Raw genomic sequence first — 14847 nt, 5'->3', positions numbered from 1 at the left:
CGCATCGCACATAAAAAAAGGGCCGGAAAATCCGGCCCTTAGTGTTTAGTCCTGACGAAAAAGTTAAGCGTAACCGTAGCTCATCAGACGCTGATAACGGCGGTTCAGCAGCTCTTCTTCGCTGAGCAGATCGAGGTCTGCCAGGTCTGCCAGCAGCTGCGCCTTCAGGCTCGCTGCCATCGCTTCCGGGTTGCGGTGAGCGCCGCCCAGCGGTTCCGGAACGATAGAATCGATCAGCTTCAGCTCTTTCAGACGCGGGGCGATAATGCCCATCGCTTCCGCAGCCAGCGGCGCTTTATCCGCGCTCTTCCACAGAATGGAGGCGCAGCCTTCCGGCGAAATGACCGAATAGGTGCTGTACTGGAGCATGTTGACCTTGTCGCCCACGCCGATCGCCAGCGCGCCGCCGGAGCCGCCTTCACCGATTACGGTGCAGATAACCGGCACGCTCAGACGCGACATCTCACGCAGGTTGCGGGCGATCGCTTCCGACTGGCCACGCTCTTCCGCGCCGACGCCCGGGTAGGCACCCGGGGTGTCGATAAAGGTGATGATCGGCATTTTAAACCGCTCAGCCATCTCCATCAGGCGTAGCGCTTTGCGGTAGCCTTCCGGCGCCGGCATCCCAAAGTTGCGGCGAATTTTCTCTTTGGTTTCACGACCTTTCTGGTGGCCGATGATCATCACCGGACGACCGTCAAGACGCGCGATACCGCCGACAATCGCTTTATCGTCAGCGAAGGCGCGGTCACCGGCCAGTTCGTCAAATTCGTCGAACGCCAGGCGGACATAATCCAGGGTGTAAGGACGGCGCGGGTGGCGCGCCAGTTGCGCAACCTGCCATGCACCGAGATCGGCGAAGATTTTGCGCGTCAGCTCTACGCTTTTCTCACGCAGACGATGCACTTCTTCGTCGATGTTAATATCCAGTTTCTCATCCTGACGGCTTACCGCAGTCAGGGAATCGATTTTCGCTTCCAGCTCTGCAATCGGCTGTTCAAAATCTAGGAAATTCAGACTCATAGTATTCCTGTATTAGTCAAACTCCAGTTCCACCTGCTCCGAGCCGATAAGGCCCCGCAGATCGTTAAGTAAACGATCGCTCGGAGAGACGCGCCATGTTGCGCCGAAACGCAACCGCGCGCGTGCATCCGCCCTCTGATAGTAGAGGTGCACTGGAATGGTTCCCGAACGGTGGGGTTCCAGAGACTGACGGAGTCGGTTTAAAAGCTGGTCATCAATTTGCCTGTCCGTCAGCGAGATAGCAAGCCCGCGAGCATATTTTTCCCGGGCTTCGTCAATGTCCATGACTTCACGGGCGGTCATTTTAAGCCCCCCGCTAAAGTCATCAAAGCTGACCTGTCCGCTGACGATAAGTATGCGGTCTTTTTCCAGCAACTGCTGATATTTATCCAGCGCGTCGGTGAATAACATCACTTCCAGCCGCCCGGAACGGTCATCCAGGGTACAGATGCCGATACGATTGCCGCGCTTGGTGACCATTACCCGCGCCGCAATCACCAGCCCCGCCGCCGTGGTGACTTTCCCACGTTCGGTCGGATGCATGTCTTTGAGCCTCACGCCGCCGACGTAGCGCTCAATCTCCTTCAGATACTGGTTAATCGGGTGTCCGGTGAGGTATAGCCCCAGGGTCTCCCTTTCACCATCCAGCACCACCTGCTCAGGCCATGGCTGGCAGCTGGCGTAGGATTGCTCAATTTGCTCGGGCTCTTCCGCCAGCACGCCGAACATATCAGCCTGGCCGATGGCCTCGGCTTTCGCGTGCTGGTCGGCGGCTTTCAACGCATCGCCCAGCGAATTCATCAGCGCCGCGCGATGTGGGCCGAGACGATCGAACGCCCCGGACATAATCAGCTTTTCCAGCACCCGACGGTTGAGCTTTTTAATATCGGTTCGCGCGCAGAGGTCGAACAGCTCGCGGAAATAGCCGCCATTGTTGCGCGCCTCAATAATCGCTTCGATCGGTCCTTCGCCGACGCCCTTGATGGCGCCAATGCCGTAGACGATCTCGCCATCGTCGTTGACGTGGAAATGGTACAGGCCGGAGTTAATATCCGGGGGCAGGATTTTTAGCCCCATTCGCCAGCACTCATCCACCAGGCCAACCACTTTCTCGGTGTTGTCCATATCGGCGGTCATCACCGCCGCCATAAACTCGGCCGGGTAGTGCGCCTTAAGCCACAGCGTCTGGTAGGAGACCAACGCGTAGGCGGCGGAGTGCGATTTGTTAAATCCGTAACCGGCGAATTTCTCCACCAGGTCGAAGATTTTCATCGCCAGTTCGCCGTCAATGCCGTTTTTCTTCGCCCCATCCTCAAAGATAGAACGCTGCTTGGCCATCTCCTCCGGCTTTTTCTTACCCATCGCACGACGCAGCATGTCCGCGCCGCCGAGGGTATATCCGGACAGCACCTGGGCAATCTGCATGACCTGTTCCTGATACAGGATGATGCCGTAGGTTGGCTCCAGCACCGGTTTCAGGCTTTCATGCTGCCACTGCACGTCCGGATAAGAGATCTCCTCGCGGCCATGCTTACGGTCGATAAAGTTATCTACCATCCCCGACTGCAGCGGGCCCGGGCGGAACAGAGCCACCAGCGCGATCATATCTTCGAAGCAGTCCGGCTGCAGGCGTTTAATCAGATCTTTCATGCCGCGCGATTCAAGCTGGAAGACCGCGGTGGTTTCCGAGCGCTGCAGCATGTCGAAGCTTTTCTTGTCATCCAGGGGGATGGCGGCGATATCCAGCGGCCCTTCGCCGTTCTTCTCACGGCGCTTGTTGATCATCTCCAGCGCCCAGTTAATGATAGTGAGCGTACGCAGACCGAGGAAGTCGAATTTCACCAGCCCGGCGTATTCCACGTCGTTCTTATCAAACTGGGTAACCGGATGCAGCCCCTGCTCATCGCAATACAGTGGCGCGAAATCGGTGATTTTGGTTGGAGCGATAACTACCCCACCGGCATGTTTACCGGCGTTTCGCGTCACCCCTTCCAGCTTACGCGCCATGTCGATCAGCGCTTTCACTTCCTCGTCCGCCTCGTAGATCTCCGGCAGCTGCGGCTCGGCCTCGAAGGCTTTCGCCAGCGTCATGCCCGGATCGGGCGGCACCAGCTTGGAGATACGATCGACAAATCCGTACGGGTGACCCAGCACGCGACCGACATCGCGGATGACCGCTTTCGCCGCCATGGTACCGAAGGTGATGATCTGCGATACCGCGTCGCGGCCGTACATATCCGCCACGTGCTCGATAACCTGGTCGCGTTTCTCCATGCAGAAGTCGACGTCGAAGTCGGGCATCGAGACACGTTCCGGGTTAAGGAAACGTTCGAACAGCAGGTCGAACTCCAGCGGGTCAAGATCGGTGATCTTCAGAGCATAGGCCACCAGCGAACCGGCGCCGGAACCGCGTCCCGGGCCAACCGGCACGCCGTTATCCTTCGACCACTGGATAAACTCCATCACAATCAGGAAGTAGCCCGGGAACCCCATCTGGTTGATAACCTGGAGTTCAATATCCAGACGCTGGTCATACTCCGGGCGCCTTTCAGCACGGACGGCAGGATCCGGGAAGAGGAATTCCAGCCGCTCTTCCAGACCCTCTTTCGATTTCATGACCAGGAAATCTTCCGTGGTCATATCGCCGGTCGGGAACTGCGGCAGGAAATATTCGCCAAGCCGCACGGTGACGTTGCAGCGCTTGGCAATTTCAACGCTGTTCGCCAGCGCTTCCGGAATATCGGCGAACAGCTCGCACATCTCTTCCTCGCTGCGCATATATTGCTGCGGCGAGTAGTTGCGCGGCCGTTTCGGGTCGTCGAGCGTAAAGCCGTCGTGGATCGCGACGCGGATTTCATGGGCGTCGAAATCGCTGGTGTCGAGAAAGCGGACATCGTTGGTCGCCACCACCGGCAGGCCGCGCGCTTCCGCCAGCGCCACGGCGGCGTGGAGATAGGCCTCTTCATCCTGTCGACCGGTACGGATCAGCTCCAGAAAATAGCGGTCCGGGAAATGCTCTTCGTAGAAGGCGACGCACTGTTCAACCAGCGGCATATTGCCGCGGATCAGGCTGACGCCGACGTCACCTTTCCGGCCGCCGGAGAGCAGAATCAGCCCTTCCTGATGTTCCACCAGCCAGTCGCGATCGATCCACGGCCCCAGGGCGCCGTAGCCGCGCTGATAGGCGCGGGAAATCAACAGGGTCAGGTTCTGGTAGCCGGTGTTGTTCGCCGCCAGCACGGTCAGCTCGGTAAATTCGTCGCCGAGCAGGTCGCACTGCACGTGAAAGTCGGCGCCGACGATCGGCTTAATCCCCGCGCCGTGTCCCGTCCCGTAGAACTTCACCAGTCCGCAGAGGTTGGTGAAATCGGTGATCGCCAGCGCTGGCATGCCAAGCGAGGCCGCCTTCTTCACCAGCGGCCCGGTCTTTGCCAGCCCATCGATCATGGAATAGTCGCTGTGCACCCGCAGGTGTACGAAACGTGGTTCAGCCATCTTTAGATCCCGGTGACTTAGTTGGACGCCAGGCCCAGGGCACGCTTCACCGGGCCAAAACTGCGCCGGTGATGCTCTGTTGCGCCGTGTTCCTGCAGCTTCTGCAGGTGAACAGCGGTGGGATAGCCTTTATGCTGGGCAAATCCGTAGTGGGGAAATGCGAGGTCCAGCGTGGCCATTTCGGCGTCACGAGTGACTTTTGCCAGAATAGACGCTGCGCTGATTTCTGCCACCCGGCTGTCGCCTTTCACCACCGCCTGGGAGGGCATCGGTAGCGACGGACAGCGGTTGCCATCGATCAGGACAAACTCAGGAACAATGCTCAGGCCGGCGACGGCGCGCTGCATCGCCAGCATAGTGGCATGCAGAATATTCAGCTCGTCGATTTCGTGCGGCTCGGCGCGCCCCAGGCTCCAGCACAGCGCTTTCTCTTTAATCTCATCGAACAGCGCCAGACGACGCTTCTCGCTGAGTTTTTTGGAATCATTCAGACCCACAATCGGCTTCGCCGGATCGAGGATCACCGCCGCGGTCACCACCGCGCCAACCAGGGGGCCACGCCCGACCTCATCGACGCCGGCAACCAGATGGGTATGCGGATAGACGAACTCCATCATTATTTTGCTAACTCCAGTACGGCGTCCGCCGCCTGCTCATCGGCGTTGCAGCGGATCTGCTGATGCAGGGCGCGGAACGTCTCATGCATCTCATGGCTGGTTTTGCCATCGGCCAGCAGCGGCTGCAGAGCGGCTGCCAGCGCCTGGGGCTCGCACTCATCCTGCAGCAGCTCTTTAACCAGTTCGCGACCGGCCAGCAGGTTCGGTAACGAGACGTAGTCGGTTTTTACCAACCGCTTCGCCAGCCAGAAGGTGAACGGCTTCATCCGGTAGCCAACCACCATCGGGCATTTCGCCAGCATACACTCCAGCGCTGCCGTCCCGGAGGCCAGCAGCGCGGCGTCGCTGGCGATCATCGCATCGCGCGCCTGACCGTCCAGCATATGCACGATCATATCCGGCGCCGTCGCAGCTTTAATACGCTCAAACTGCTCCTGCCGTTTAGCATTAACCAGCGGCACCACCACCTGCAGATCGGGATAGGTGGCGCGCAGAAGCTGCGCGGTTTTCAGGAAGTCGGCGCTAAGCATTTCGACTTCCGCGCCGCGGCTGCCGGGTAGCAGAGCGAGGCAGCGCACGCTGTGCGGGATCCCTAACCGGTCGCGCGCAGCGCCTTTGTCAGGATCCAGCGGCATCGCATCCGCCATGGTATGGCCAATAAAGCGGCAGGGGACGTTAAATTTGTCATAAAACGCTTTTTCGAAAGGCAGAAAGGCCAGCACCAGATCGGTGGATCTGCCGATTTTGAAAACGCGTTTTTGTCGCCAGGCCCAGACCGACGGGCTGACGTAGTGAATGGTTTTGATGCCCTGCTTTTTCAGATTTCCTTCGAGGGTGATATTAAAGTCAGGGGCGTCGATGCCGACGAAGACATCGGGACGCAGCTCGCCGAAGCGGCGGGTCAAATCGGCGCGAATATGGAGTAAGCGACGCAGGCGACCGAGCACTTCAACAATGCCCATCACCGCCAGCTCTTCCATTTCATACCAGGCTTCGCACCCTTCCGCCTGCATTAGCGGCCCCGCCACGCCGACAAAGCGCGCATTCGAGATGCGTGCTTTAAGCGCGCGGATGAGACCAGCGCCTAGAATATCGCCGGAGGTTTCTCCGGCGACCAGGGCAATCGTCAGGGGACGCTGTTCAGCCATTAACGAATCAAGCCGCGGGTAGAACGAGCGAAGAAATCGACAAACGGCTGAACCTCAGGATGCTGAGCAGCCAGTTCGGCGATTTCCGGCTTGGCTTCTTCCAGCGTTTTGCCGCTGCGGTACAGCAGTTTATACGCGTTGCGGATCGCGGTGATTGCTTCCCGGCTGAAGCCGCGGCGTTTCAGCCCTTCGATGTTAACGCCGAACGGCGTTGCATGGTTGCCCTGGGCAATGACGAACGGCGGAACGTCCTGCGCCACGCCGGAGCAGCCGCCAACCATAACGTGTGAGCCAATGACGCAGAACTGATGCACCGCCGTCATGCCGCCGATAATGACATAATCATCCAGCGAAACATGGCCCGCGAGCGTCGCGTTATTGGCCAGAATGCAGCGATCGCCAAGCGTACAATCGTGCGCCACGTGGGCGTTGATCATCAGCAGGTTATCGTTGCCCACCTTTGTTAATCCACCGCCCTGTACTGTGCCGCGATGAATGGTGACGCTTTCGCGAATGCGGTTGCGATCGCCAATTTCCACCCGGGTCGGTTCGCCAGCATATTTCAGATCCTGGTTAACTTCGCCGATGGAAGCGAACTGATAGATCTCATTGTCACGGCCGATTTTGGTGTGGCCGTTAACGACAACGTGAGACTTCAGCACGGTGCCTTCGCCGATTTCGACGTTAGCGCCAACAATACAAAACGGACCAATGTGGACGTTAGCGCCAATCACGGCGCCTTCTTCTACAATGGCGGTAGGATGAACAAAAGCGGTTTTATCAATCACGTATCAGGCCTCCCGGCTACGCGCACACATCATCGTCGCTTCGCAAACCACTTTACCGTCAACCAGCGCAACGCCTTTGAAACGGGTCAGGCCGCGGCGGGTTTTCTCGAAAGTGACTTCCATAATCATCTGATCGCCTGGTACTACCGGGCGTTTGAAGCGTGCTTCATCGATACCCGCGAAGTAGTACAGCTCGCCTGGTTCCAGTTTTCCGACGCTTTTGAACGCCAGAATCCCGGTGGCTTGCGCCATTGCTTCCAGAATCAGGACGCCCGGCAAAATCGGCTTACCAGGGAAGTGCCCCTGGAAAAACGGCTCGTTTACAGAAACATTTTTTACTGCGCGCAGAAAACGACCTTCTTCAAAATCCAGCACACGGTCTACCAGCAGGAACGGGTAACGGTGAGGCAGAAGTTCCAGAATCTCTTCAATGTGCAGAGTATGAGTGTCAGTAGTCAAAATACTCTTCCTGTCTAAATGTACTAAAAGGCAATAATAACACGGCCTGCGGCAATCTTTTAGCGAATGCAACAGGCCGGAAATGTCATGTGACCAAATGATGAATTAGTCTTGTTGATTAACCTTGCGCTCAATCGCTTTCAGGCGCTTGCTCATCTCGTCAATATTCATCACCAGCGCAGCGGTTTTACGCCACGCCTTGTTCGGCTGCAGCGGAATACCGGAGGAATATACGCCAGGTTCGCTGATAGGACGCATCACCATCCCCATCCCCGTGACGGTGACCTTATCGCAGATTTCCATATGGCCGTTAATCACGCTGGCGCCGCCAATCATGCAGTAGCGGCCAATTTTCAGGCTGCCCGCCATGATAACGCCGCCAGCGACCGCGGTATTGTCGCCAATCACCACGTTATGCGCAATCTGGCACTGGTTATCAATGATAACCCCGTTGCCAATCACGGTATCGTCCAGCGCACCACGGTCAATCGTGGTGCAGGCGCCAATCTCCACGCGATCGCCAATAATGACGCGACCCAGCTGCGGGATCTTTACCCAGTTACCGCGATCGTTAGCGTAGCCGAAGCCATCCGCGCCAATCACCGTGCTGGACTGAATCAGGCAATTCTCGCCGATCTCAATCTCATGGTAAACGGTCACATTAGCCCACAAACGCGAGCCGGCGCCTATTTTCGTATTTTTCCCAACGAAGCAGCCTGCGCCGATAACTACGTTATCGCCCAGCACTACGCCGGATTCGATAACCGCGTTGGCGCCGATGGCAACGTTGCTACCCAGCTTCGCCGACGGATCGATGACCGCGCTCGGCGCGATATCCTGAGCCGGCTGCGGCGTGGTATCAAGAATTTGAGCCATGCGCGCGTAGGTCAGGTAGGGGTTACGCACTACCAGCGCGGCGCTATGGGCAAAAGGTAAATCATCCTGCGTCATCACAACGGCAGAAGCCTGGCAAGCGGCCAGGTGCTCACGGTACTTAGGGTTGACCATGAAAGTGATTTGGCCCGTTTTCGCGCTCTGCATGGACGCAACGCCGGTGATGACGATATCGCCATCACCGTGTAATTCTGCATCCAACTGCTGCGCGAGATCAGCCAGTCGAATTGAAGGCATTACTTATTTAACCTGTTTCAGCACATCAGCGGTGATGTCTTTTACATCGCTGCTGTTATATGCAACGGCATTCGCGTCAACCACCAGATCGATGCTCTGATCTTTCGCTACGCTCTGTACGGCAGTCTGGATACGGGTAACCAGTTTGCCACGCTCTTCGTTGGAACGACGTGCGCGATCCTGTTCAAACGCCTGCGCTTTCTGGGAGAAGGTCTGGCGCTGAGCCATCACGTCTTTTTCCAGTTTGGTACGTTCGGCGCCCGGCTTCATGGACTGCAGACGCTGCATTTTGGATTGCAGGTCGCCTTCCATACGCTGCAGTTCGCTAGCGCGGCCTTTGAACTCGTTTTCCAGCGTGTTGGAAACGCCAGTTTTCTGGGCAACCTGTTGGAACAGGCTGTTCATGTTCACCAGGGCAATTTTATCTGCCGCCTGAGCGGAAGTTACCATTGCCAAACCCAGACCTGCAGCTAATAACCACTTTTTCACAATAAACTCCTTACCATCCCATGAGTACCCAGGGGTACCGTTATTTGCGTGGCGAGGCGATAAACGCGTTATCGCCTACAGTCAGCGCTATACTGCACTTGCATTCCGTTGCCGCCAACAATTACCAGGTTTTACCAATGTTAAACTGGAACTGTTCGGCTTTGTCTCCATCGTACTTTTTGAACGGTTGGGCGTAGGAGAAGACCAACGGCCCCAACGGCGACATCCACTGCACGGCAATACCCGCAGACATACGGATGTTGCTCGGATCGCTGTAATCCGGATAACCAGCGTACGCGCTCGAATCCCAGTGAGTATCCCATACGGTACCCATATCCCAGAAGACGGAAGTACGGACCGAGTTCGCATATTTGTCACTAATAAACGGCGTCGGGGTAATCAGCTCAAGGCTGGCCACCGCCATCGCGTTACCGCCCACCGCATCATCGGATTTACACGGTGCGGATTCGGTGCTCTTACATTCATTATCGTAACTATCGTCATCATCATGACGACTGCTTGCCGGGAAGTACACCGCCTTCGGACCAATGGTGTTCGACTGGAAGCCACGCACGGTGCTGGAACCACCGGCATAGAAGTTCTCATAGAACGGCATCTCTTTGCCGCCGATACCATCGCCATAACCAAAGCGCGTACGACCCAGTACTACCCACTGATGATCGTTGTCGATCGGCACGTAGGTCGCGGTATCCAGCGTCGCTTTGTAGTACTCGTTGTCTGAGCCCGGAATGGTCACCTTACCGTTCAGGTTGACGCGCGAACCTTCCGTTGGGAAGAAGCCGCGGTCAAGCTTGTTATAGGTCCAACCGTAGTTGAAGGTGAAGTCATTCGCACTGAACGAGTTCCGGTCGTTGGTGTTGTCCGGATACTGGCCCATCGAGTTAAGGTAACGCCACATTGCCACCTGCGGCTGCATATTGGACAGGGAGTTATGCACATAACCGACGCCGGCGCGCAGCGTGTTGTATTCGTTGACCGGGAAGCCCAGCGTAATGTCTGTACCATAGCTTTTGTTGGTATAGTCAGACAGATCCGCATCGTTCGCATCAAAGTCATTATAGAAGACACGACCGCCGAGGCTTACACCGTCTACGGTGAAGTACGGGTTGGTCACCGACAGCTCGGTATAGGTCTGGTAGTCGTTTTTGGTACCGTTGATCCCGACAGCATAGCCAGTACCTAACCAGTTATCCTGCTGAACGCCCGCCTGGAAGCTGACGCCGCTCTCGGTGCCGTAGCCGATACCGAAGTTGAAGCTACCGGTGTTACGCTCTTTCACCTTGTAGACAACGTCGACCTGGTCCGGGCTGCCCGGCACGCGCTGGGTATCAGTATCCACCGTTTCAAAGAAACCTAAACGGTTGAGACGGTCTTTACCCTGATCGACGAGGTCGCTGCCCAGCCATGCGCCTTCCATCTGGCGCATTTCGCGGCGCAGTACGGCATCTTTAGAGGTGTCGTTGCCTTCGAAGCGAATTTTACGCACGTAATAACGGTTGCCTGCGTCGACGTTAACGTGCAGCTTAACGGTTTTATCGCTGTCGTTGATCTCCGGCTGCGACTGCACGCGCGGATAGGCGTAACCATAACGACCCAACAATTTCTTGATGTCGTTTTCCATCTTGGTCACTTTCGCGCCGTTGTACAGTTCGCCTGGCTCAACTTTAGTCAGCGCTTCGATTTCCGCGGAATGGCCAGCGAGGTTGCCCGTCACCTGCACTCCGGAAAACTTGTACTGATCGCCTTCGGTGATGTTGACGGTGATGTAGATCCCTTTCTTATCCGGCGTCAGGCTGACTTGGGTAGAATCGATGTTGAAACGGGCATAGCCGCGATCCAGGTAGTAGCTGCGCAGGGTTTCAAGGTCGCCCGCTAGCTTCTGCTTCTGGTATTTACGGTCGCCGACCACGTTCCACCACGGCACCTCATCGCGCAACTGGAAGTGGGAGATCAGCTCATCGGTCGAAAACGCATGGTTGCCGACGATGTTGATCTGTTGAATTTTTGCGGAGACGCCTTCCTGGAAGACCAGCTTCAAATCGACACGGTTACGCGGCAGCGGCGTAACGACTGCTTTGACGCTGGCGCTGTATTTACCGACGCTGTAGTAGAAGTCTTCAAGACCCTTCTCGATATCCGCGATGGTCGTGCGGTCAAGCGACTCGCCCACCCGAACGCCTGAGGCCTCAAGGTTCTGCTTGAGCATGTCATCTTTCACCGACTTGTTGCCGGAGAAGGTGATGCTGGCGATCGTCGGACGCTCTTTCACCTGCACCAGCAGGGTATCACCATCGCGCAGGACGCGGACGTCCTCGAAGTTGCCAGTGGCAAACAGCGCGCGAATAGTGTTACTGATATCATCGTCGGTCACCGTATCGCCAGGACGCACTGGCATACTGAGGAGGGCCGCACCAACAGCGACACGCTGCAAGCCTTCGAAATGAATGTCCTTCACCACGAACCCTTCAGCACCGTATACAGTCGCGCTGCTAAACAGCAGCGACGCTATGAGCAACTTTTTCATCGCCATCGTTATTATGCGTTCTTCCTAACAAACTCTCTTATAACCGAGAGAAATCATTGAAAAGTGCAAGCCCCATTAACAGCACCAGCAGTATTGAGCCAATGCGATAACTAAAGTCTTGAACTCGCTCGGATACCGGCCCGCCCTTCAGCTTTTCAATCGCTAAAAACAGCAGATGTCCCCCATCCAGTACGGGTAGAGGGAACAGGTTGATGATTCCGAGGTTCACGCTAATCAGCGCCAGGAACATCAGATAATAAATCAACCCAAACTCCGCTGACATTCCAGCCCCCTGAGCGATAGAGATCGGCCCACTGAGGTTGTTCAGTTTGACATCACCGGTTATCAATTTACCCAGCATCCTGACCGTCAGCGACATCAGCTGCCAGGTTTTATCCGTGGCTTCAGCGATGGCGGCAAACGGTCCGTACTGACGTACTGTCTTGTATTCTTCAGGCAGCGGGATGACCTTTGGCACCACCCCTGCGAACCCTTCCGCCTTACCTTTCACCGTTTTCGCATCCGGCGTCAGGGTTAACGGCAGCGCACTCCCCTGCCGTTCAATCTCCAGCGCCAGCGCTTTGCCCGGATTATCGCGCACCAGATTAACAAACGTCATCCACTGCGTTAACGGTTGACCATCGACTTTAACGATCCGGTCGCCCGCTTGCAAACCCGCTTTCTGGGCTGCCGATCCCGCCTGAACCTCAGCCAGCACCGTATCAATCTGCGCGCTGCGCGGCTGGATCCCCAGCGAGGTCACGGGATCTTGCTTGTCTGGCTCAAACGACCAGTGCCGCAGATCGACGATTTTATCCTGGCGCTGATTGGTCCCGAAAGGGGCGACGGTAACTATTGTTTGCGGGTTGCCGATTTTGGCCACCAGCTGCAGACGCACCGCATCCCAATCAGGCGTTTCGATACCATCTATCGCTTTAAGTTCCGTTCCTTTTGCAATTTGTGCTTGCGCGGCAACCGAATTGGGCGTTATTTCACCCACCACCGGCCGCACGCCGGGAACGCCGATGATAAAGACCAGCCAGTAAGCAAAGATAGCGAAAATGAAGTTAGCGATGGGGCCGGCGGCAATAACCGCCGCACGCTGACCGACGGTTTTATTGTTGAAGGCATAATGACGCATCTCCGGCGCCACCGCTTCAACACGCTCATCCAGCATCTTGACGTAGCCGCCCAGTGGGATCAGGGCGATGACGAACTCTGTGCCCTGCTTATCCATCCGCCGCCACAGCGCTTTGCCGAAGCCGATAGAAAAACGCTCAACCCGGATACCGCAGCGGCGCGCCACCCAAAAATGGCCAAACTCATGCACCGTAATCAGTACGCCAAGCGCAATGATAAAAGCCGCCAGATTCCAGAGCACGCTCAGCATATAACCTTCCGTCAAATCGTCCTGAAGACCAACAGTAGCAGACAGGCGAAGACCGGTACCGCCGCCGTCAGGCTGTCGATACGATCGAGAATACCACCATGTCCGGGAATCAAGTGCCCGCTATCCTTAATGCCGGCCTCGCGCTTAAACATACTTTCCGTCAGGTCGCCCAGCACCGAAGCCAGGGCCGCCACCACCGAACAAACCAGCAGCACCGTCGGCGTGACGTCAAGATGGGCCCACACGCCGTAGGCCCAGGAAATCACTGCCGCGGTCAGCAAACCGCCAAAAAAGCCCTGCCAGGTTTTACCCGGTGAGACCTTCGGCGCCAGCTTGTGCTTGCCAAACATTTTACCAAACATATAGGCGCCAGAGTCTGCGCCCCACACCAGGATCATGACGTACAGCAGCCACAGCGCGCCGCTGTAGTGGTTATCGGCATAGTGCCAGGCGCGCAGCGCCAGCATGCCCCAGAAAAACGGGACGATGGTCAGGATGCCGAAGATGAGGCGCAGCACCTTTGAGTGGCGCCAGAATGCCGCCGACGCCGGGTATGAGAGCACCAGCAGTAACGCGACGATCCACCAGGCAAAAGAGGCCCATAGCGACCCTTCAACCATCGGTTGATGAACGTCATAATGGTATTCAGGCAGCAGAAAAAGCATCGCCGCCAGCAGAAGGCCGCACAGCACCGCCAGCCAAACCCGCTGCGACGTCGAGGTAAAACCGCTCAGTTGTCCCCACTCCCAGGCGGCGAGCATACAGACCACCAGGGTGACGATAGCAAAGCCCATCGGCGGCAATAAAAACAATGCCGCAATGACGATGGGGATTAAGACGAAAGCAGATATCAGGCGATACTTCAGCAAAAGTGCCCCCCATCAGGCATGACTGCCACCCGGCTCAGTGCCGCCGAAACGACGCTCTCGATTAACAAAGGCATGGAGTGCACCTTCAAAGTCCTGTTCAGCAAAATCGGGCCAAAGAACATCCGTAAAGTAAAGTTCGGCATAGGCAATTTGCCAAATCAGAAAGTTACTTATTCGGTGCTCTCCCCCGGTCCTAATAACTAAATCAACGGGAGCCAGTTCATGCATGCAGACCTGCTGACTCAGCATGTCTTCCGTGATCTGCTCAGGCAGCAGCGTCCCGTCCTGTACCTGTTTCGCCAGCAAACGAACGCCCTGGGTAATATCCCAGCGACCGCCGTAATTGGCTGCAATATTCAGCGTTAAGCCGGTATTGTTTGCGGTTAGCGCTTCCGCTTTGCGGATCCGCTCCTGCAGGCGCGCATTGAAGCGCGTGGTGTCGCCAATAATCCGCAGACGCACATTGTGTCGGTGCAGGCTTTTGACTTCGCTATCCAGCGCCCAGACGAACAGTTCCATCAGCGCACTGACTTCCTGAGCCGGACGGTTCCAGTTTTCGCTGCTGAACGCGTATAACGTTAACGCCTCAATCCCATTATTCGCCGCGAAGGAGACCGCGCGACGCACGGATTTCGCCCCGGCCTTATGCCCGAAAGCGCGAATTTTACCTTGCCGTTTCGCCCAACGGCCGTTGCCATCCATAATAATGGCGACATGACGGCAGCCATGGGTGGGCGATATTTCGCTGACAGTTTGATTAGCAGACAACATCACGCGTTTTAAGTCCATAATAAGGATTAACTAGCCACCAAACAGAGGCCACCGGGCCGCGCTGGATACGCATTTTTATCCGGTGCCGGGGCTGCAGCCAATCGCAGAGAACAACCAAAAGC

At 56.6% G+C, this 14847-nt stretch carries 12 protein-coding genes; all 12 read right to left on the bottom strand.

The genetic code is table 11. The features are described 5' to 3' along the window. Positions 1–63: 63 nt before the first annotated feature. Positions 64–1023, bottom strand: coding sequence for an acetyl-CoA carboxylase carboxyl transferase subunit alpha (accA, locus tag HMPREF1024_RS06765; protein WP_004145855.1), 960 nt, complete (start codon positions 1021–1023; stop codon positions 64–66). A gap of 12 nt (positions 1024–1035) precedes the next feature. Next, positions 1036–4518 (bottom strand): DNA polymerase III subunit alpha, encoded by a 3483-nt coding sequence (dnaE, locus tag HMPREF1024_RS06770; protein ID WP_009309278.1) that lies wholly within the window; start codon positions 4516–4518, stop codon positions 1036–1038. Positions 4519–4535: 17 nt separating this feature from the next. Further along, entirely contained in the window at positions 4536–5135 is a 600-nt protein-coding gene (rnhB, locus tag HMPREF1024_RS06775; protein ID WP_002889376.1) for a ribonuclease HII, read from the bottom strand. Continuing rightward, entirely contained in the window at positions 5135–6283 is a 1149-nt protein-coding gene (gene lpxB, locus HMPREF1024_RS06780) for a lipid-A-disaccharide synthase (protein WP_009309277.1), read from the bottom strand. The genes rnhB and lpxB overlap by 1 nt, the downstream gene beginning before the upstream one ends. Continuing rightward, complete coding sequence (gene lpxA, locus HMPREF1024_RS06785) at positions 6283–7071, bottom strand: acyl-ACP--UDP-N-acetylglucosamine O-acyltransferase (RefSeq protein ID WP_004178647.1); 789 nt, start codon at positions 7069–7071, stop codon at positions 6283–6285. Before lpxA ends, lpxB begins: the two co-directional genes overlap by 1 nt. Before the next feature lie 3 nt (positions 7072–7074). Further along, positions 7075–7530 (bottom strand): 3-hydroxyacyl-ACP dehydratase FabZ, encoded by a 456-nt coding sequence (gene fabZ / locus HMPREF1024_RS06790; protein WP_004145858.1) that lies wholly within the window; start codon positions 7528–7530, stop codon positions 7075–7077. Positions 7531–7635: 105 nt separating this feature from the next. Then, positions 7636–8661 (bottom strand): UDP-3-O-(3-hydroxymyristoyl)glucosamine N-acyltransferase, encoded by a 1026-nt coding sequence (gene lpxD / locus HMPREF1024_RS06795; RefSeq protein WP_002889327.1) that lies wholly within the window; start codon positions 8659–8661, stop codon positions 7636–7638. A gap of 3 nt (positions 8662–8664) precedes the next feature. After that, a complete protein-coding gene (skp, locus tag HMPREF1024_RS06800) occupies positions 8665–9150 on the bottom strand; it encodes a molecular chaperone Skp (protein WP_004178645.1) in 486 nt (161 codons plus the stop codon). 121 nt (positions 9151–9271) lie between these two features. Further along, complete coding sequence (bamA, locus tag HMPREF1024_RS06805; protein ID WP_004145860.1) at positions 9272–11701, bottom strand: outer membrane protein assembly factor BamA; 2430 nt, start codon at positions 11699–11701, stop codon at positions 9272–9274. 31 nt (positions 11702–11732) lie between these two features. Further along, entirely contained in the window at positions 11733–13085 is a 1353-nt protein-coding gene (gene rseP / locus HMPREF1024_RS06810) for a sigma E protease regulator RseP (RefSeq protein WP_004177358.1), read from the bottom strand. A gap of 11 nt (positions 13086–13096) precedes the next feature. Continuing rightward, on the bottom strand, positions 13097–13954 hold the full coding sequence (gene cdsA, locus HMPREF1024_RS06815; protein WP_002889318.1) for a phosphatidate cytidylyltransferase: 858 nt from the start codon (positions 13952–13954) through the stop codon (positions 13097–13099). Positions 13955–13966: 12 nt separating this feature from the next. Then, positions 13967–14725, bottom strand: coding sequence for a (2E,6E)-farnesyl-diphosphate-specific ditrans,polycis-undecaprenyl-diphosphate synthase (gene ispU / locus HMPREF1024_RS06820; protein ID WP_002889316.1), 759 nt, complete (start codon positions 14723–14725; stop codon positions 13967–13969). Positions 14726–14847 lie beyond the last annotated feature (122 nt).

Origin of the sequence: Klebsiella sp. 4_1_44FAA (assembly GCF_000238715.1) — a bacterium.
GTDB lineage: Bacteria > Pseudomonadota > Gammaproteobacteria > Enterobacterales > Enterobacteriaceae > Klebsiella > Klebsiella pneumoniae.
Note: the sequence above shows the minus strand (reverse complement) of the source record. Positions and strands in the feature narration are given on the sequence as shown.

Excerpts from the sequence above, each read along its gene's own strand:
- accA (WP_004145855.1), bottom strand. The coding sequence starts at position 1,023 with ATGAGTCTGAATTTCCTAGATTTTGAACAGCCGATTGCAGAGCTGGAA.
- dnaE (WP_009309278.1), bottom strand. The coding sequence starts at position 4,518 with ATGGCTGAACCACGTTTCGTACACCTGCGGGTGCACAGCGACTATTCC.
- rnhB (WP_002889376.1), bottom strand. The coding sequence starts at position 5,135 with ATGATGGAGTTCGTCTATCCGCATACCCATCTGGTTGCCGGCGTCGAT.
- lpxB (WP_009309277.1), bottom strand. The coding sequence starts at position 6,283 with ATGGCTGAACAGCGTCCCCTGACGATTGCCCTGGTCGCCGGAGAAACC.
- lpxD (WP_002889327.1), bottom strand. The coding sequence starts at position 8,661 with ATGCCTTCAATTCGACTGGCTGATCTCGCGCAGCAGTTGGATGCAGAA.
- bamA (WP_004145860.1), bottom strand. The coding sequence starts at position 11,701 with ATGGCGATGAAAAAGTTGCTCATAGCGTCGCTGCTGTTTAGCAGCGCG.
- rseP (WP_004177358.1), bottom strand. The coding sequence starts at position 13,085 with ATGCTGAGCGTGCTCTGGAATCTGGCGGCTTTTATCATTGCGCTTGGC.
- ispU (WP_002889316.1), bottom strand. The coding sequence starts at position 14,725 with ATGTTGTCTGCTAATCAAACTGTCAGCGAAATATCGCCCACCCATGGC.